This window comes from Azoarcus taiwanensis (assembly GCF_012910885.1).
In the GTDB taxonomy this organism is placed as follows: domain Bacteria; phylum Pseudomonadota; class Gammaproteobacteria; order Burkholderiales; family Rhodocyclaceae; genus Azoarcus_F; species Azoarcus_F taiwanensis.
Window position 1 is genome coordinate 1 of the sequence record NZ_WTVM01000030.1, and the last position, 17,170, is coordinate 17,170.

Annotated in this window: 16 protein-coding genes and 1 pseudogene; 14 read left to right on the top strand and 3 right to left on the bottom strand. The window is 64.5% G+C overall.

Annotated features, from left to right (window positions below; translation table 11 throughout):
• Window positions 1–269: pseudogene (locus GPA21_RS06850) on the bottom strand (AAA family ATPase); the annotation flags it as partial.
• Window positions 270–423: 154 nt separating this feature from the next.
• Between GPA21_RS06850 and GPA21_RS06855 the strand changes: the two are divergent.
• The 10 genes from GPA21_RS06855 (at window position 424) to GPA21_RS06900 (ending at window position 10,881) form a co-directional block, all read left to right on the top strand.
• Window positions 424–2,046 (top strand): bifunctional aminoglycoside phosphotransferase/ATP-binding protein, encoded by a 1,623-nt coding sequence (locus GPA21_RS06855; protein ID WP_168987471.1) that lies wholly within the window; start codon window positions 424–426, stop codon window positions 2,044–2,046.
• Window positions 2,043–2,873 carry a motility protein A gene (locus GPA21_RS06860; RefSeq protein ID WP_168987472.1) on the top strand — a complete coding sequence of 277 codons (831 nt, stop codon included), beginning with the start codon at window positions 2,043–2,045 and terminating at the stop codon, window positions 2,871–2,873. Before GPA21_RS06855 ends, GPA21_RS06860 begins: the two co-directional genes overlap by 4 nt.
• Window positions 2,866–3,618 (top strand): OmpA/MotB family protein, encoded by a 753-nt coding sequence (locus tag GPA21_RS06865; RefSeq protein ID WP_211163466.1) that lies wholly within the window; start codon window positions 2,866–2,868, stop codon window positions 3,616–3,618. Before GPA21_RS06860 ends, GPA21_RS06865 begins: the two co-directional genes overlap by 8 nt.
• Window positions 3,615–4,421, top strand: coding sequence for a sensor histidine kinase (locus GPA21_RS06870; RefSeq protein WP_168987473.1), 807 nt, complete (start codon window positions 3,615–3,617; stop codon window positions 4,419–4,421). The genes GPA21_RS06865 and GPA21_RS06870 overlap by 4 nt, the downstream gene beginning before the upstream one ends.
• A 95-nt stretch (window positions 4,422–4,516) precedes the next feature.
• Window positions 4,517–5,734, top strand: a complete 1,218-nt coding sequence (locus GPA21_RS06875; RefSeq protein ID WP_168987474.1) for an Eco57I restriction-modification methylase domain-containing protein — start codon at window positions 4,517–4,519, stop codon at window positions 5,732–5,734.
• A gap of 76 nt (window positions 5,735–5,810) precedes the next feature.
• Window positions 5,811–7,106: a glutamate--cysteine ligase gene (gene gshA / locus GPA21_RS06880; RefSeq protein WP_168987475.1), complete on the top strand. Its 1,296-nt coding sequence runs from the start codon at window positions 5,811–5,813 to the stop codon at window positions 7,104–7,106.
• Between the two features lie 3 nt (window positions 7,107–7,109).
• Window positions 7,110–8,060, top strand: coding sequence for a glutathione synthase (gene gshB, locus GPA21_RS06885; protein ID WP_168987476.1), 951 nt, complete (start codon window positions 7,110–7,112; stop codon window positions 8,058–8,060).
• Window positions 8,057–9,103, top strand: a complete 1,047-nt coding sequence (locus tag GPA21_RS06890) for an FAD:protein FMN transferase (RefSeq protein ID WP_168987477.1) — start codon at window positions 8,057–8,059, stop codon at window positions 9,101–9,103. Before gshB ends, GPA21_RS06890 begins: the two co-directional genes overlap by 4 nt.
• A gap of 21 nt (window positions 9,104–9,124) precedes the next feature.
• Window positions 9,125–9,982 carry a class I SAM-dependent methyltransferase gene (locus GPA21_RS06895; RefSeq protein ID WP_168987478.1) on the top strand — a complete coding sequence of 286 codons (858 nt, stop codon included), beginning with the start codon at window positions 9,125–9,127 and terminating at the stop codon, window positions 9,980–9,982.
• A gap of 8 nt (window positions 9,983–9,990) precedes the next feature.
• On the top strand, window positions 9,991–10,881 hold the full coding sequence (locus tag GPA21_RS06900; protein ID WP_168987479.1) for a DMT family transporter: 891 nt from the start codon (window positions 9,991–9,993) through the stop codon (window positions 10,879–10,881).
• A 27-nt stretch (window positions 10,882–10,908) separates the two neighbouring features.
• On the opposite strand, the gene GPA21_RS06905 is transcribed toward GPA21_RS06900, so the two are convergent.
• The gene (locus GPA21_RS06905) at window positions 10,909–11,499 is read right to left on the bottom strand and encodes a hypothetical protein (protein ID WP_168987480.1); all 591 of its coding nucleotides are present in this window, start codon (window positions 11,497–11,499) and stop codon (window positions 10,909–10,911) included.
• Between the two features lie 69 nt (window positions 11,500–11,568).
• On the opposite strand from GPA21_RS06905, the gene GPA21_RS06910 reads away from it, so the two are divergent.
• The 4 genes from GPA21_RS06910 (at window position 11,569) to purU (ending at window position 16,340) form a co-directional block, all read left to right on the top strand.
• On the top strand, window positions 11,569–13,509 hold the full coding sequence (locus GPA21_RS06910; protein WP_168987481.1) for an ATP-binding cassette domain-containing protein: 1,941 nt from the start codon (window positions 11,569–11,571) through the stop codon (window positions 13,507–13,509).
• A gap of 14 nt (window positions 13,510–13,523) precedes the next feature.
• Window positions 13,524–14,774 (top strand): threonine ammonia-lyase, encoded by a 1,251-nt coding sequence (ilvA, locus tag GPA21_RS06915; RefSeq protein ID WP_168987482.1) that lies wholly within the window; start codon window positions 13,524–13,526, stop codon window positions 14,772–14,774.
• Between the two features lie 77 nt (window positions 14,775–14,851).
• The gene (thrH, locus tag GPA21_RS06920) at window positions 14,852–15,463 is read left to right on the top strand and encodes a bifunctional phosphoserine phosphatase/homoserine phosphotransferase ThrH (protein ID WP_168987483.1); all 612 of its coding nucleotides are present in this window, start codon (window positions 14,852–14,854) and stop codon (window positions 15,461–15,463) included.
• Window position 15,464: 1 nt separating this feature from the next.
• The gene (purU, locus tag GPA21_RS06925; protein ID WP_168987484.1) at window positions 15,465–16,340 is read left to right on the top strand and encodes a formyltetrahydrofolate deformylase; all 876 of its coding nucleotides are present in this window, start codon (window positions 15,465–15,467) and stop codon (window positions 16,338–16,340) included.
• Between the two features lie 112 nt (window positions 16,341–16,452).
• Here the strand turns inward: purU and GPA21_RS06930 are convergent, their stop codons facing one another.
• Entirely contained in the window at window positions 16,453–17,157 is a 705-nt protein-coding gene (locus GPA21_RS06930; protein ID WP_168987485.1) for a TorF family putative porin, read from the bottom strand.
• Between the last annotated feature and the right edge of the window lie 13 nt (window positions 17,158–17,170).

The following is a 17,170-nucleotide window of genomic DNA, read 5'->3' on the forward strand; positions in this document are numbered from 1 at the left end:
TCGATGACCATCCGTCCGCCAACCTCCCAGATGTTGGCGGTGCCATGGAAGATCAGGCCGCCGCGTTCGGCTCCGGGGCCGGCTGCGATCGGGCCGACTGCATTGAGCCGTGCTTCGTCCTGCACGAAAAAAACCATTGCCACGAAGGCGCCGACGAGCACGAAAAAGGCGCCCGCGACGAGCAGCGCCACTATCCGGACCTGGCTGACGGCATCGCTCGATGCCGGGTGCTTCTGGGAGGTCGTCTTGTTGCTGGTGGGGCTGGTCATGAATGCGGACGAGTGGTGATTATGGTTGGCCACGTGGAGGGCGGCGGTCGGACTAAGTTACCATTGACGGACCCTGAGGGGCAAAGCCCGGGGTAATCGCGTGAATCTCAGGTCGAAGTGATTCATTGAGCGATCAATTGCGCTTTTCGGGATCATGGACGAAGGCACGGCACGGCTGAAGGCACTGATGGCAGGCCGCGGGTTCCCGCACCTGGCGGGCGATATGCAGTGCATCGAGACCCATATCTCGTGGGTGGTGCTTGCCGGCGACTTCGCCTACAAGTTCAAGAAGCCGCTCGACCTCGGCTTTCTCGACTACTCCACGCTCGCGCTACGCAAGCAGGCCTGTGAGGATGAGCTGCGCCTGAACCGGCGCACTGCACCGAGTATCTACCTCGACGTAGTCGCGTTGCGGGGCACGGCTGCAGCCCCTCGGATCAATGGCGACGGGCCGGTTCTCGATTACGCGGTGCGCATGCGGCGCTTCGACCAGGACCAGGTTTTCGATGCCTTGCTCGCCCGTGATGCGCTCACACCGGATCTGATCGATGCCGTCGGGGTGCATGTCGCGGCCCTTCATGCGTCGGCCGCGGTTGCTGAGGTCGGTGGCGAGTACGGCACGCCACAGGCGGTGCATGCGCCGGCGTCGCAGAACTTCGAACAGATCCGCGACAGACTCGCCGATGGCGCAATCCATGCACGCGTGGCCGCGCTCGAGCAGTGGAGTGATGCCGCGTTCCAACGACTTCGCGACACATTCGCCAAAAGGCTTGCCGACGGCCGGGTGCGCGAATGTCACGGTGATCTGCATCTGGGCAATCTGGTGGTTTGCGATGGCCAGGCGCGGCTGTTCGACGGCATCGAGTTCAATCCGCATCTTCGCTGGACGGACGTGATCGCCGATACCGCCTTTCTCGTCATGGACCTTCTTGCCCACGGCCGCGAGGATCTGGCTGGGCGTTTTCTCGATGTCTGGCTGCAGGAGACCGGGGATTACGAGGGTGTGGCGGTGTTGCGCTACTACCTCGTCTATCGTGCGATGGTCCGTGCCAAGATCGCAGCGATTCGCCTCGGGCAAGCTGGTGCGCAGGAATGTGATCGCGACGCCTTCATGCGCTACCTGTCGCTCGCCGAGCGCCTGACCGTGCCGGGGCAGCGGGGGTTGGTGATCGGCTGCGGCGTGTCCGGCAGCGGCAAGAGTGTGAGCTCACAGACACTCGTGGAGGGTGCAGGCTTCATCCGCCTGCGCTCGGATGTGGAGCGCAAGCGGCTGTTCGGGCTCGCGCCCCTGGCGTCGAGTGCGTCGGTGCTGGCGGGCGGCATCTATACGGCGGACGCCAGTGCGCAGACTTATGCGCGCCTGCTCTTTCTCGCCGGCAATGTTCTCGACGCCGGATATCCGGTGTTCGTCGACGCGACCTTCTGTCGGCATGCTCAGCGCGAACCCTTCACGCAACTCGCGGCACGCCTTGACACACCCTGCCTGATCGCGTGGTTCGATGCGCCGCCGGCGCTGCTCCAACAACGCGTCGTGGCGCGACTCGGGGCGGGCGCCGATGTGTCGGAGGCCGATCTCGCGGTGCTCGAAAGCCAGCTGGCGAGCTTCGAGGTGCCGGATGAGGTCGCCGACGGCGCGCGGGTGCTGAAACTCGATACATCGACATCCGACGCGCCCCAGGTGCTGCGCGATGCGGTTGCGCAGTGGCTGGCCGGCGTCGCGGGAGCGGACAGTGGAGTACCATTGCATACGAACAGATCGAATCCGGACGGCGCATGAATCCATCCACCCTCATCGGCATGGTGGCGGGCATCGCGATGCTCGCCATCGTGCTTGTCTTCGCGGCGGAAGAGCCAACCGCCTTCCTCAACCTGCCTGGGCTGGCGATCGTGCTCGGCGGTACGCTCGCAGCAACCTTCATCAGCTACCCGCTCAGGGAGGTCGTGCGCGTCTTCGGCCTGTTCCGCACGGTTCTGCGAAACGAGCGGCTGTATACCCAGCGCGACATCGAAGAGCTGATCCAGATCTCGCGCCTGTGGATGCAGGGTGACGTACGAGCGGTGGAGCAGGCGCTCAAGCGGGTGAACAACCCGTTCCTGCGCACCGGCGTGCAACTGGTCATCGATCTCACGCCGGAAGAGGACATCCTCGACCTGCTGCAATGGCGTATCTCGCGGCTGCGCGCGCGCGAGCACGCCGAAGCCCAGCTGTTCAGGGTCATGGCGGCGTTCGCGCCGGCCTTCGGCATGATCGGCACCCTGGTTGGGCTGATCAACCTCATGTTCGTGCTCGAGGACGGCGATCTCGCGGTGATCGGCCCGCATATGGCGGTCGCGCTCATGACCACCTTCTACGGCATCCTGCTGGCCAACCTGGTGTTCAAGCCAGTGGCGGTCAAGCTCGAACGGCGCACCGAGCAGCGCGTGGTGCTGATGAACATGATTCTGCAGGGCATCTCGATGATGTGCGAGAAGCGCAGCCCGGCGCTGATGCGCGAGACGCTGAGGTCGTTCATGGCGCATTACGAGGACGAGATCGACGACACCGGTGCGGCCAAGCCTGGGGTGAGACGGCCGGCGGCTGGCGGAGCGACCCGTCGTGGCTGAACAGGCCGAGCCGACCCTCGCTGCCCGTGGCGGACGCTACGCGCAGTGGCATGTCGACCCGCCGGCCGATCGCGACGAGGACAGCTGGCTTCTTGTCTATCTCGACGTGATGACCTTGCTGTTGGTGATGCTCGTCGTACTGCTTGCCTTCTCGAATAGAGACATCGGAGTCTGGCTGCCGGACCCGCATCCCGCTCCCGAACCGGCGCAGGCGCATGTGCTGGAGGGCTTGCCGGGGTTGCTGGAAGGCTTGCCGGCACCCGAGGCTGCGCCCGAGCCGGTCGCCGAGTTGCCGCCAGTGCCCGAGGATGAGGTGCAGGACCCCCTGGCGGGTCTGTCGCTCGAAGGGCTGGGCGACGATATCCAGGTCTTGGTGACCGAGAACGCCGTGCGCTTCCGGATCAGCAACGAGATTCTCTTCCCGTCCGGGCAGGCCGATCTCACGCCGCGCGGCGCCGAGGTGATCGACCGTCTGGCGACCCTGTTCCAAGACGGCTATCACCGCATTGCGGTCGAGGGACACACCGATGACGTGCCGATTCAGACCGCGCGCTTCCCGTCGAACTGGGAATTGTCGACCGGTCGTGCAACCAGCGTGGTGCGCAGGCTCGAGGCCGGCGGGGTGGCATCGGTACGCTTGCGTGCGACCGGCTATGCCGATACCCGGCCGCTGGAGGACAATGCAACCGCCGAAGGGCGGGCGATCAACCGCAGGGTCGAGCTGACCATGGAGGCCGTGCAATGAGCGACGACGACATCGAGCGTATCGCCGGTGCGACTGATGCCTTGCTGCTGCGGATGAAAACGCTTGAAAAAGCCAATGCCGACCTCGAGGCGCGGGTGGCGGAGCGCACGGCCGAACTGGAAGCGGTCAATCGCGAGCTCGAAGCGTTTTCCTACTCGGTTTCACACGACCTCAAGGCGCCGTTGCGCGGAATCGATGGCTATGCGCGGATTCTGCTCGACGAATACGGGGAGCGTCTCGATGACGAAGGGCGGCGCCTGCTCGGCAATGTATGCCGAGGCGTCGCGCAGATGCACCGTCTGATCGGCGACATGCTCGCCTACTCCCGCCTCGAGCGACAGGTGCTGGCGCCGTGTGCCGTCGAGCTTCAGCCGCTGGCCGAAGAGGTGCTGAGTGCGATCGACGAGGGCGGCTTGCCCGAGGCGGCCAGGCTGTCGATCGACATGGGAGGGCTTGAGGTGCGCGCCGACCGCAACGGACTCGCGATCGTGTTGCGTAACCTGCTCGCCAATGCCCTGAAATTCCACGCGCCCGGCCAGGTGCCGGTCGTGCACGTTTCCGCCCAGCGCGAAGGGCAGGCGGTGCGCATCGAAGTGTGCGACGAGGGTATCGGCTTCGACATGAAGTACCACGAACGGATTTTCGATATCTTCCAGCGACTGAATCGCGTGGAGGACTATCCAGGCACTGGGGTCGGGCTGGCCTTGGTCAAACGCGCGGTCGCGCGCATGGGAGGGCGGGTGTTCGTGAACAGTGTGCCGGGCGAGGGCACGTGCTTCACCGTCGAGCTGCCGGCACCCTGAGGGTGCCTCGCATTCTGGGCTAAACTCCGCAATTGCTTCTTTCCCGGGCTTTTCACTTGAATACCACCATTGCTCCACCTTGCCCGAGCCGGCAAATGCCGCTGCGCCTCTACGACGTGGAGGCGTTGGGCCAGGTGTTTACCCCGGAGGCGGTGGTCAAGGCGATGCTCGCGCTGCGTCGCAACAGAGGCAGGGTGCTGGAGCCGTCATGTGGCGATGGGGCGTTTCTCCGCCATCTGCCGGGTGCGACAGGCATCGAGCTCGATGCTGCCCACTGCCCGCCCGGCGCGCTGAACATGGATTTCTTTGCCTATCCCGACAGCGAGCGCTTCGACACGATCATCGGCAATCCCCCCTACGTGCGCTTTCAGGATATCCCGCCCGCCACCCGTGCGAGGCTGGGGGCCGCGCATTTCGACGGCCGCTCCAATCTCTACCTGTTCTTCATCGAGAAGTGCCTGCGCCATCTTGCACCGGGCGGTGAGCTGATCTTCATTACACCGCGCGATTTCCTCAAGGCCACCTCAGCGGTCAGGCTCAACCGGCTGCTGTTCGAGCAGGGTTCGATCACCGACGCGATCGAGCTCGGCGACGCCCGGGTGTTCGAAGATGCGGTGCCGAATTGCCTGATCTGGCGATTCGAGAAGGGACGCACCGAGCGCAGCCTGCGCTATGCCGAGATCGGTTCCGGAGACCGGGTCGACGAAGCGCTCGCCGAGCCGCCATGGCAGGTGCGCAGTCTGGCCGAATGTGCCGGCCACCTCATGTTCGTGCGTGGCGACTACCCGTTGCGCCTGTCCGACATCGCTTTCGTCAAGGTCGGTGCGGTATCCGGGGCGGACGACATCTATGCTGACGAGGTACATGGCGACCGCGATTTCGTGTGTGCTTCCACGGTCCGGACCGGTTTGACGCGGCGCATGGTCTGGTGCGAACCGGGTGAGCCGCCGCCCCAGGTGCTGCTGCCGCATCGTGCCCGTTTGATTTCCCGCCGCATCCGTTCGTTCGACGAGAGCAACTGGTGGCAGTGGGGGCGCGGCTATTACCAGAGCGAGCGGCCGCGAGTGTATGTGAACGGCAAGACGCGCGCCGAAAGGCCGTTCTTCACCCATCCCTGTGAGCACTACGACGGTGCAGTGCTGGCGATCTTTCCGCATGACCTTCAGACCGACGTCGCAGCGCTAGCGGAGGCGCTGAATGCGACCGACTGGACCGAGCTTGGCTTCGTGTGCGACGGGCGCCATCTATTCACCCAGCGCAGCCTCGAGAACGCGCCGCTGCCAGTGGGCTTTCAGCGGTTTCTCCGGCGCTGACGCGGTGGTGTAAGATTGGCGCAAAACATACGGCCGCGGCACCATTGACCGCGGCCTTTCTACTGAGACGGCGAACATGGTTCCTCATCTGACTACCGCGCTGACCGGGCCACTGCTGGAGCTGGAAACGCGGTTCCTCGATCACGCGACCGAAATCGAGCAATGGATGCGCGCGCAGTGGCTGGACCACATGCCACCCTTCTACGGCTCGACCGATCTGCGCAATTCCGGCTTCAAGCTCGCACCGGTCGATCTGAATCTTTTCCCCGGCGGGTTCAACAATCTCGACGAGCCGTTCATGCCGCTGTGCGTGCAGGCCGCGCAGTCGGCGGTGGAGCGGATCTGTCCGGAGGCACGCAACCTGCTGCTGATTCCCGAGAACCACACGCGCAACCAGTTCTATCTTCAAAACGTCGCGCAACTCGTCCGCGTCCTGCAGCGTGCCGGTCTGAACGTGCGTCTCGGCAGCCTGCTCCCTGAGATCACCCAGCCGACCACGATCGAGCTGACCAACGGTGCGTCGGTGACGCTCGAGCCGCTGGAGCGTCGCGGCAGCAGGCTTGGTCTGGCAGGCTTCGATCCATGTGCAATCCTGCTCAACAACGACTTGTCGGCAGGCGTGCCGCCCCAACTCGTCGACCTGCACGAGCAATGGGTGATTCCGCCGGTGCACGCCGGTTGGCACAGCCGCCGCAAATCGCGTCACGCGGAAGCCTATGACCGGGTCGCACGGGAGTTCGCTGACGTCATCGGCATCGATCCCTGGCGAATCAACCCGGCCTTTGGGGTCTGCGGTCAGATCAATTTCCAGGAGCGCACCGGCGAGGAGTGTCTCGCCCATCAGGTGGATACGCTGCTCACCGACATCCGCGCCAAGTACAAGGAGTACGGTGTCGACGAGACGCCGTTCGTGGTCGTCAAGGCCGATGCCGGCACATATGGCATGGGTGTCATGACGGTCAAGGATGCGTCCGAGGTCGTCGGCCTCAACCGGCGCCAGCGCAACAAGATGGCGGTGGTCAAGGAAGGCCTGCAGGTCCACGAGGTCATCATCCAGGAAGGCGTGCATACCTTCGAGACCATCGAGGGTGCGGTCGCCGAGCCGGTGGTGTACATGATGGATCACTACGTCGTCGGCGGCTTCTACCGGGTGCACACCGAGCGAGGACGCGACGAGAACCTCAACGCGCCGGGCATGCATTTCCGCCCGCTGGCCTTCGATACCTGCTGCAGCCTGCCGGATGCCGAGCAGAGTCCGGATGCACCGCCCAATCGCTTCTACGCTTACGGTGTGGTTGCCCGCCTGGCCTTGCTCGCGGCCTCGGTCGAAATCGAGGAGTCCGAGCCAGCGGTGCTGGAAACGGCGGCCTGACCCATGACGACACGCTCCTTCGCCTTCATCCTCGATCCGCTACAAGCACTCAAGCCCTACAAGGACTCCAGCATCGCGATGATGCGCGAGGCGGCGCGGCGCGGCCACAGGGTTCATGCCATCGGTCGCGAATCGCTCGCCTGGCGACGCGGTGGCGTGTATGCACGCGCATTGCCGTTGCAGGTGCTCGGCACCGACGACAAATGGTACGAGACCGGCACCCCCGAAGTCCTGCCTCTCACCGCCTTCGACGCGGTAATCATGCGGCAGGATCCGCCCTTCGATTTTGAGTACGTGACCGCGACCTGGTTGCTGGAGCGCGCCAGGGCGGACGGGGCACGGGTATTCAACGACCCCCGCGCGATCCGCGACCATTCCGAGAAACTCGCGATTGCCGAGTTCCCGCAGTTCACCGCACCGACGCTGGTGGCCCGCGATCCCACCGAGGTGCAGGCCTTCATCGACGAGTTCTCCGACGTGGTGCTCAAGCCGCTCGACGGCATGGGTGGCAGCCAGGTCTTCCGCGTGCGCGCCGACGACCCCAATCGCAACGTCATCCTCGAGACGCTGTCGCACGAGGGCGCGCGTACCATCATGGCCCAGCGTTATCTGCCCGAAATCGTCGACGGCGACAAGCGGGTGCTGATCATCGGTGGCGAGGTCGTGCCCCATTCGTTGGCTCGCATCCCCAAGGCCGGCGAGACCCGCGGCAACCTTGCCGCGGGCGGGCGCGGTGTGGCGATGCCGTTGACCGAACGCGAGCGCGAGATTGCCGAATACCTGGCCCCGATCCTGTGGGCGCGGGGCCTGCTGGTCGTCGGGCTGGACGTCATCGGCGGGCACCTCACCGAGATCAACGTCACCAGTCCGACCTGCTTCGTCGAGATTGGCGCACAGACCGGCTTCTCGGTCGCAGCGCTGTTCGTGGACAAGCTCGAGCAGGCTTGCGCATGACGCTGGTGGCGCAGGGATTTCGCGGGCTGGTGCTCGCGCTGGCGGTACTTCTGCTCTCCGCTTGCGCGCAGCCGCAGCTCTTCCATCAGGAGGCCTACGTCTTTGGCACGCGGGTGGATCTGACGATCTACGGCAAGTCGCTGGACAAGGCGTCCGAGGCCATGGGTGAGGTGTTGCGTGAGTTCGACCGCCTGCATCATGCCTTCCATGCGTGGAAACCTTCCGAGCTGACTGCTTTGAACGAAGCGATCGCGCGCGGTGAGTCTCATGTGGTATCCGACGAGCTCGCCGAGTTGCTGCGTGACGCACAGCGTATTGCGGCGGACGGCGACTACCTTTTCGACCCGGCGTTGGGCCGTCTGATCGAGCTGTGGGGCTTTCATGCGGATGAGTTCGAGCCGGTGCAGCCCGACCCGGCCGAAATCGCGCGCATTCTCGAAGCGCGTCCCAGCATGGCCGACCTGGTCATCGACGGCAATCTCGTGACCAGTTCCAACCCCATGGTGCAGATCGACCTCGGTGGCTACGCCAAGGGTTACGCGCTAGACCGGGCGGTTGCGATCCTGCGCGCTCGCGGCATCAACGACGCACTGGTGAATATCGGTGGCAACGTTATGGCGCTCGGCTCCAAGGGCGGCACGCCGTGGCGGCTCGGTATCCAGCACCCGCGCGAACCGCGTCCGCTGGCCACCTTGCCGCTCTACGATGGCGAGGCGATCGGCACTTCAGGTGACTACCAGCGATTCTTCGAGCTCGACGGCGAGCGTTTCTCGCATCTGCTCGATCCGCGCACCGGTCAGCCGTCCCGTGGCACCCAGTCACTGACGGTGCTGATCATGCCGCGCGAGGACGCCGGCACCTGGTCCGACGCGACCAGCAAGTCGCCCTTCCTCGCCGGTGATGACTGGTTGCCGTATGTGCAGCGATACGATATCGCACATGCGCTGCGAATCGCGGAAGACGGCACCATCGAGGTCACCCGCCAGATGCGTGCGCGTCTGCAGATACCCTCGGATTTGCGACCACTGGTCGTGGTCGACTGATAGTCAAAGGGAGAACTGGCAATGCACAGCCGCGAGCTCGGACTGGTCCTGGCGCAACAACTGCTCGACGTAGACGATTTGCACTACGGCTGGTGGGAGGAGGGCGAACAGCCAACCATCGGCAAGCTGCGCGACGCGCAGGAGCGTTACTCACAGCGACTGGTCGAGATGGTCGAGCGCCATTGCCCGGGGGGCGGGCGTGTGCTCGACGTCGGTTGCGGCACCGGGAACCTGATGGAAAAGATGCTCGGTCATGGTTTCGAGGTCGATGGCGTAATCCCCGCGCCCTGGCTCGAACAGCGTGTGCATGAGCGCATCGCACGTCTGCAGCCGGCCTATCGTCCCACGGTGTTCCCGTGCATGTTCGAGAAGATGCCCGCGAGCGCTGCCGAACGCCCCTACGACATCGTACTGTTCTCCGAGAGTTTCCAGTACATCCCGCTCGCTGACAGCCTGCCGACGATCCGCCGCCTGCTCAAACCCGGCGGCAAGGTCGTGGTGTGTGATTTCTTCAAGACCGAGCACCATGGTGATGGTCAGCCGGGCGACAAGAGCTTCGGTGGCGGTCACAAGCTCGACCGCTTTTACGCCGCGCTCGGTGAGCATCGGTTCGCCCTCGAGCACGACGAGGACATCACCCGTTTCATCAGCCCCTCGGTGGCGCTGGTGGACGAGATGCTGCGCAAACGCATCGCTCCGGCCTGCGGTTCGATCGACCGTTACATCACGGCGCGCGTACCGCGTCTGCGCCGCTTCGTCGGCTGGCTTCTGCGCAAGAAACTCGCCAAGCTGCACTACAAGTATCTCGAAGAGAATCGGACCCAGGCGGTGTTCGAGCGTTACAAGTCTTATCGACTGCTGGTTCTGAAGCCGGAGTAGGCGGTCTCATGAGTGACTCCCGCAGCGAACTCGACCGCCTGGCGGTCGGCATCATGATAGTGCTGTGTACCGTGTGGGGCCTCCAGCAAGTCGTGGTCAAGCTCGGTAACGCCGGCATTTCGCCGATCTTTCAATCGGGACTGCGTTCGGTCGGCGCCTTTGTGCTGGTGCTGCTGTGGTCGAAGCTGCGCGGTGTGCGGCTGATGGCCTCCGACGGCACGCTGTGGGCCGGCATTCTCGCGGGCCTGCTGTTCGCCGCCGAGTTCGCGTTGATCTATGTCGCGCTCGAGTACACCAACGCCTCGCGCGGCGTGATCTTTCTCTACACCGCACCGTTCTTCGTAGCTCTGGGTGCGATCTGGCTTCTGCCCAACGAGCGCATGCGTCGAGTGCAATGGATCGGCATGGCGCTGGCTTTCGGCGGGGTCGTGGTGTTGTTCGGCGAGAATCTCGGCCGCGCCGGAGAACAGGCCTGGATAGGCGACCTGATGATCCTGCTCGCCGCAGCGCTGTGGGCGGCGACCACGCTGGTGGTCAAGGCCAGTGCGCTGGCGCGTGTCTCGGCGGAAAAGACGCTGCTCTATCAGCTCGGCGTGTCGGCGGTGGTGCTGCCGCCGTTGGCACTCCTGCTCGGTGAGCCCGGTGTTTTCGCGCCGAGCGTCACGGTGTGGGCGAGTGTCGCGTTCCAGATCTTCGTGGTCGCCTCGAGCAGCTACCTCGCCTGGTTCTGGCTCATCCGCCACTACCCGGCGACGCGCTTGTCGTCGTTCTCGTTCCTGACCCCGGTCATGGGTGTGCTCGCCGGCGTCGCGCTGCTCGGCGAGCCGCTGACGCCGGCGGTGATCATCGCGCTGGTGCTGGTCGGTGCCGGTATCTGGATGGCCAATGCCCTGCGCTGACCGACACCGGTTTAGCGCACGTCTCGCTTAACGCACGTCTCCATAACGCTCGCGAATCCTTTCGTCGTAGCGCTCGCGATCACGTTCGGCACGCTCGGCGCGCCGGGCGGCGGCTTCCTCGGCGCGGGCGCGATCGGCTGCGCGTTGGGCATCCTGTTGCTGCAGTTGTTGCTGGCGCAGCGCCTCGGCGTCGCGGGCCTGAGCTTCGCGTTGGGCGCGAATGTGCGCCGCGGCGTCGTCGACCGGAATTTCCGGGATGGCTGTCGGTGTCGGAATGGCGGTATCGGTGCGGGTGACACCTTCCGCGCGCGACTCGGCCTCCGCTTGGGCACGATTGTGGGCCAGCTCGATGCGACGTGCCTCGATCTCCAGTGCGCGGGCGGCGCGGATGCGTTCCAGCCTCAGTGCGCGGGCCTGGTCCAGGCAGCGGTTGACCAGAAAGCGTTCGTAGCAGCCGGGTTCCGTTGCACGGAACTCCGACTCGGCCAGGTCTCGCAGCGCTTTGGCCTCGGCCTGCATCGCGCGGGCCTCGGCGAGATCGGGCAGCGCCTCCGGGTTGTCGGCAAGCGCGGCGCTTGAAGTGGCGAGCAGGAGGGCGAGCGTCAGAGTGCGGAGCATGGAGGCGCGATTTGAACGGGGTGCGAACGAGGTGAGTAGAATAACGCGTTTTCGCATGGTTGAATTCAAGTGATCCAGTTCCGCAACCTGAGACTCGCACGTGGCGCCAAGGTGCTGGTCGATGCGGTCAATCTTCAGATTCATGCCGGCTGGAAGGTCGGTCTGACTGGCGCCAATGGCTGCGGCAAGTCCAGCCTGTTCGCCTTGTTGCGCGGCGAACTGCATCAGGATCAGGGCGATCTTGAGATGCCCGCGGGCTGGGTCATTGCTCATGTCGCCCAGGAAACGCCGGCGCTGACCTCGTCCGCAATCGAATATGCGCTCGATGGCGACCGCGAACTGCGCGACATCGAAAACGCGTTGGCCCAGGCGGAGGCCGATCACGACGGCACCCGGATCGGTGAATGCCATGCCCGTCTGGGCGAGATCGACGGCTATGCCGCGCGGGCGCGTGCTGCGGCATTGCTCGACGGACTCGGGTTTTCGCAAACCGACATGGAGCGACCCGTGTCCGATTTTTCGGGCGGCTGGCGCATGCGGCTCAACCTCGCCCAGGCGTTGATGTGTCGTTCCGACCTGCTGCTGCTCGACGAACCGACCAACCACCTCGATCTCGACGCGGTGCTCTGGCTTGAGCAGTGGTTGCGCGACTATCGCGGCACGCTGGTGCTGATCTCCCACGACCGGGAGTTCATCGACGCCTGTGTGAGCCATGTCGCGCATATCGAGCAGGAGCGGCTGACGCTATACACCGGTGGCTATTCCGATTTCGAGCAGCAGCGTGCCGCCCGGCTGGCGCAACAACAGTCGCTGTACGAGCGCCAGCAGCGCGAGGTCGCCCACATCGAGGACTACATCCGTCGGTTCCGCGCGAAGGCCACCAAGGCTCGCCAGGCGCAAAGCCGGATCAAGGCGCTCGAACGCATGGAGCGTATCGCGGCGGCGCATGTCGATACGCCGTTCTCCTTCTCATTCCGGCCCTGCCCGGCGGCACCCGATCCCTTGCTGCTCATCGAGGACGGTGCGGTGGGCTACGATGGCAAGCCGGTACTCGCTGACGTCAAGCTGACCTTGCGCCCGGGAGAACGGGTCGGGCTGCTCGGTCGCAACGGTGCCGGCAAATCCACGCTGATCAAACTGCTCTCCGGTCAGCTGGCGCTCACCGACGGCAAGCGTACCGAAGGCAAGGGCCTGGCGACTGGCTATTTCGCCCAGCACCAGCTTGAGACACTGCGTCCTGATGAGTCGCCCCTCAAGCACATGCAGCGCCTCGACCCGGCCGCACGCGAGCAGGACTTGCGCAACTATCTCGGGGGTTTCGACTTTCGTGGTGCGCGCGACGGAGTCGTCACCGGTAGTGGGGTGGATTCGGCCTGCGGCAGTTTCTCGGGGGGCGAAAAATCGCGTCTGGCGCTGGCCTTGCTGATCTGGCGTCAACCGAACCTGCTGCTGCTCGACGAACCGACCAACCATCTCGATCTTGAGATGCGCCACGCGCTGACGCTGGCCCTGCAGGATTACGAAGGGGCAATGGTGCTGGTCTCGCATGATCGCGCGCTGCTGCGCGCATGCTGCGATCGCTTGCTGCTGGTCGATGGCGGTCGCGTCCAGCCCTTCGATGGCGATCTCGACGACTATCGCGACTGGCTGGCTGCACGCAGGGCGGAGAGCCAGGCGGCCGAGAAATGCCAGCAACAGGTAAGCGACAAGGCAGCCCGCAAGGCGGAGCGCGAGCAGGCTGCAGCCGACCGGCAGGCGGTGCTGGCAGCAAGGCGTCCGCTGGTGAAGGAGCGCGAACGGATCGACCGCGACCTCGCAGCGTGGCATGAAGAAAAGATGACGCTCGATGACCGGCTGGCCGACCCGGAACTCTATGCCTCCGGCGAGACGACTCAGGTCCAGGACATGCTCAAGCGCCAGGGAGAGCTGGCGAACTGCATCGAGGAGGCCGAGTTGCGCTGGCTCGAGATCGAAGACGCACTCGAGGCCTTGCCCGAACCGGCAAGGTGATCGACACTGCCGCAATGACCGACAAAGCTGACCACCCCATGCCGCTGGATCTCGCCGAGCTCGCCTCTGCGCGGCAACGGATCGGTCAGTCGGTGACTCGCACGCCGATGGTGCCGAGCGAGTTCCTGTCGCTTGCGGTCGGGGCTCAGGTGCATCTCAAGCTGGAGAATCTGCAGCGCACTGGCTCCTTCAAGCTGCGTGGTGCAACCAATCGCATTGCCCGTTTGCTCGAATACGGCGACCGGCCTGCGGGCGTGATCGCCGCCTCGGCTGGCAATCACGCGCAGGGCGTGGCACAGGCGGCGCGTCAGGCCGGATTGCGCGCAGTGGTCGTCATGCCATCGAACGCCCCGCTGACCAAGATCGCCTCGTGCCGTGCGCTTGGTGCCGAGGTGCGCCTGGTTGGCGACACCCTCGAGCAGGCTGCCGATGAGGCCATGAAACAGGCAGATGAGCAGCAGCTCGTCTTTCTCCACCCTTACGACGACTGGGATGTGATCCTCGGTCAGGGCAGCTGTGGCCTGGAGATGATCGAAGACTGCCCCGACATGACGGTGGCGGTGGTACCGCTCGGCGGCGGCGGTCTCATCTCGGGCGTTGCGCTGGCGCTGAAGCTGCAGCGCCCCGACATTCGACTCATCGGCGTGCAGGCCGACGCGGTTGCCCCTTGGCGACATTTTCTGCGCGACGGATCCCTGCAAGGTATTCCGCCGGCCGCACACACGATCGCCGATGGCATCAAGGTCAAGCGCCCTGGCTTGCTTACGCGACAGGTCATCGCCCGCCATGTCGACGAGATCGTCACGGTGGACGACAACGCCATCGCCGAGGCCATCGTCGTGTTGCTGGAACGCACCCGAACCATCGGCGAAGGTGCCGGCGTGGTCGCGCTTGCGGCCCTGCTGCAGGGCAGGGTGGCGTTGTCGCCGAGCGATACGGTCGCCTGCGTGATCTCCGGGGGCAATGTCGACATGACGCTGGTCGGCCGCTCGATCGACTACGGTCTCGCGTCGAGCGGGCGCTTGATGAACGTAGCCGTGACCATCGTCGATTCGCCCGGGCGCCTGGTCTCGCTGCTCAAGTCGGTGGCCGATCTGGGTATCAACGTTCGCCATGTCGAGCACCGGCGCGGCGAGCTCCATGTGCCAGTGGGCATGACCGAGGTCATCCTGCAGATGGAAACCCGCGACTTCGAGCACCAGCGCGAGCTGCTCGACCACTTCGCCGGGCAGGGTCTGGAAGTGCGCAACATGATGTGGGTCTGAAGCCCCCCGCGCCGCGCGTGACCGGGAAGGGACTGATAGAATCGCGGTTTTTCCGACCCGACCGATAAAGGCCTGCCGTGCAAATCGTCTGTCTCGACCTCGAAGGCGTACTCATTCCCGAAATCTGGATCGAATTCGCCGAGCGCACCGGTATCGCCGAGCTTCGCCGCACCACGCGCGATGAGCCGGACTACGACGTGCTGATGAAGTACCGGCTCGATATCCTCGCGCGCAATGGCCTCGGGTTGCCGGCGATTCAGGAGGTGATCGACAGCATGGGGCCGATGGCCGGTGCCAGGGACTTCCTCGATGCACTGCGCGCCGACTATCAGGTCATCATCCTGTCCGATACCTTCTACGAGTTCGCCCATCCGCTGATGCGTCAGCTAGGGTGGCCGACGCTGTTCTGCCACAGTCTGGAGGCAGACGAGACCGGACGCCTGGTGAACTACCATCTGCGCATGCCGGACCAGAAGCGCGAGGCAGTGCGCCGCTTCAAGGAGCTCAACTTCAAGGTCGTCGCGGCGGGTGACTCCTACAACGACACCGCAATGCTCGGCGAGGCCCACGGCGGCATCCTGTTCCATCCGCCGGAGAACGTGGTTCGCGAGTTTCCGCAATATCCGGTTGTGCGCGACTACGGCAGCCTGCGCGTGGAGATCGACAAGGCATTCGCGAAGGCGGGCTGACATGCATCGTACCCGCTTCTACACGCTTACCGCGTCGTGTCCCGACCGCGTCGGCATCGTGGCCCGGGTTTCCGGGTTCATCGCCGAGCACAGTGGCTGGATCCTCGAGACCGCGCTGCATGCCGAGCCGCCGCGACAGGGTGAGGAGGTCGGGCGCTACTTCATGCGTATCGAGATCCGTGCCGATTCGCTGCCTTTCCATCTCGCCGAGTTTCGCGAGCGTTTCCGCCCGCTGGCCGAAGAGTTGCTGATGGAGTGGAAGATCACCGATTCAGCGGTCAAGAAGCGGGTCGTGGTGCTGGTCAGCAAGCAGGAGCACTGTCTCTACGACCTGCTTGCACGATGGCAGTCGAAAGAGCTCGATATCGAGATCCCCTGCGTGATCTCCAACCACGATGCCCTGCGCGGTTTCGTCGAGTGGCACGGCATCACTTTCCACCATGTGCCGGTCACGTCCGACAACAAGGCGTCGGCCTATGCCGAAGTGCAGCGCATCTTCGAGGAGGTGCGTGGCGACACCATGGTGCTCGCGCGCTACATGCAGATCCTGTCGCCCGAGCTTTGCGCGGCCTATCCTGGGCGCATCATCAACATCCACCACAGCTTTCTGCCGAGCTTCGTCGGCGCCAAGCCCTACCACCAGGCCTGGGAGAAGGGCGTCAAGCTCATCGGTGCGACCTGCCACTACGTCACCGCTGATCTCGATCAGGGGCCGATCGTCGAGCAGGACGTGATTCGCATCGACCACTCGGATGCTGTGGAGGACATGGTTCGCTACGGCAAGGACATCGAAAAGACCGTGCTCGCGCGCGGCCTGCGCTACCACCTCGAAGACCGGGTGCTGCTTCACGGCAACAAGACAATCGTCTTCCGCTGATAAAAAAAGGCACCTGATCGGTGCCTTTGAAGAACGCGGAGAGGCGAGAGGAGGAGATCCGATCCGCGTCTGGAGCAGAAGTACTGCCGCGGGCGAATCCGCGGCGTTCTGATCAGAACGTACGGCTGACCGAGAGCACTGCGGTGCCCTTGGCGTCCTTGACGCCCTTGACCAAACGGCCGCTGGTGTCGATGTAGTGCAGACCCACATCGAACCCGCCGATCGCGTAGGTAAGTCCGACGCCGTAATCGGTGTAGCTGCCACCGTCCGGGCCTTTGACCTTCTGGCGACCGACGTGGGCGTCGAAGGTCAGGTTTTCCACGACCTCGTACTCGAACGCTGCCACCAGATAATGGCTGCCCTTGGATTTTTCGGCGCCGAACAGGTTGGTGAACGAATGGTAGTAGGTCAGCGACACCGGCCCCCAGCCGCCGCCGATATAAGCTTCGGTGGTGTTCGGGTTCGGGGAGCCGGACGCCTTGCCACCCGGGTAGTTGTAGTGCAGCACGCCGACGTCGTAGAAGAAGTCGCCGACCTCGCCGGTGTAGCCACCATAGACGTCGATCTCGGCGCCGGAGCCCGTGCCCAACCAGGAAATGCTCGAACCCCAGATGCCGGCATAGAGCCCGCTGTCGTGCTCGAGATCGAAGCCGCCCTGCACTGCAGGTTTGCGGTCGCTCTGGCTGATCCCGCGGTAACGGTAGTCGGAAACGAAGCCCACGTTGGCGCTGACTTCGGTTTGTGCGACGGCGCTGCTGATGCCGAACGTCGGGACGCTGGCTAGTGCAACAGCCGTGGTGACAAGGGTTTTGCGCATGATGATCTCCAGG

Excerpts from the sequence above, each read along its gene's own strand:
- gshB (WP_168987476.1), top strand. The coding sequence starts at position 7,110 with ATGACGACACGCTCCTTCGCCTTCATCCTCGATCCGCTACAAGCACTC.
- GPA21_RS06900 (WP_168987479.1), top strand. The coding sequence starts at position 9,991 with ATGAGTGACTCCCGCAGCGAACTCGACCGCCTGGCGGTCGGCATCATG.
- ilvA (WP_168987482.1), top strand. The coding sequence starts at position 13,524 with ATGACCGACAAAGCTGACCACCCCATGCCGCTGGATCTCGCCGAGCTC.
- GPA21_RS06890 (WP_168987477.1), top strand. The coding sequence starts at position 8,057 with ATGACGCTGGTGGCGCAGGGATTTCGCGGGCTGGTGCTCGCGCTGGCG.
- GPA21_RS06855 (WP_168987471.1), top strand. The coding sequence starts at position 424 with ATGGACGAAGGCACGGCACGGCTGAAGGCACTGATGGCAGGCCGCGGG.
- GPA21_RS06905 (WP_168987480.1), bottom strand. The coding sequence starts at position 11,499 with ATGCTCCGCACTCTGACGCTCGCCCTCCTGCTCGCCACTTCAAGCGCC.
- purU (WP_168987484.1), top strand. The coding sequence starts at position 15,465 with ATGCATCGTACCCGCTTCTACACGCTTACCGCGTCGTGTCCCGACCGC.
- GPA21_RS06875 (WP_168987474.1), top strand. The coding sequence starts at position 4,517 with ATGCCGCTGCGCCTCTACGACGTGGAGGCGTTGGGCCAGGTGTTTACC.
- gshA (WP_168987475.1), top strand. The coding sequence starts at position 5,811 with ATGGTTCCTCATCTGACTACCGCGCTGACCGGGCCACTGCTGGAGCTG.
- GPA21_RS06895 (WP_168987478.1), top strand. The coding sequence starts at position 9,125 with ATGCACAGCCGCGAGCTCGGACTGGTCCTGGCGCAACAACTGCTCGAC.
- GPA21_RS06870 (WP_168987473.1), top strand. The coding sequence starts at position 3,615 with ATGAGCGACGACGACATCGAGCGTATCGCCGGTGCGACTGATGCCTTG.
- GPA21_RS06930 (WP_168987485.1), bottom strand. The coding sequence starts at position 17,157 with ATGCGCAAAACCCTTGTCACCACGGCTGTTGCACTAGCCAGCGTCCCG.
- GPA21_RS06860 (WP_168987472.1), top strand. The coding sequence starts at position 2,043 with ATGAATCCATCCACCCTCATCGGCATGGTGGCGGGCATCGCGATGCTC.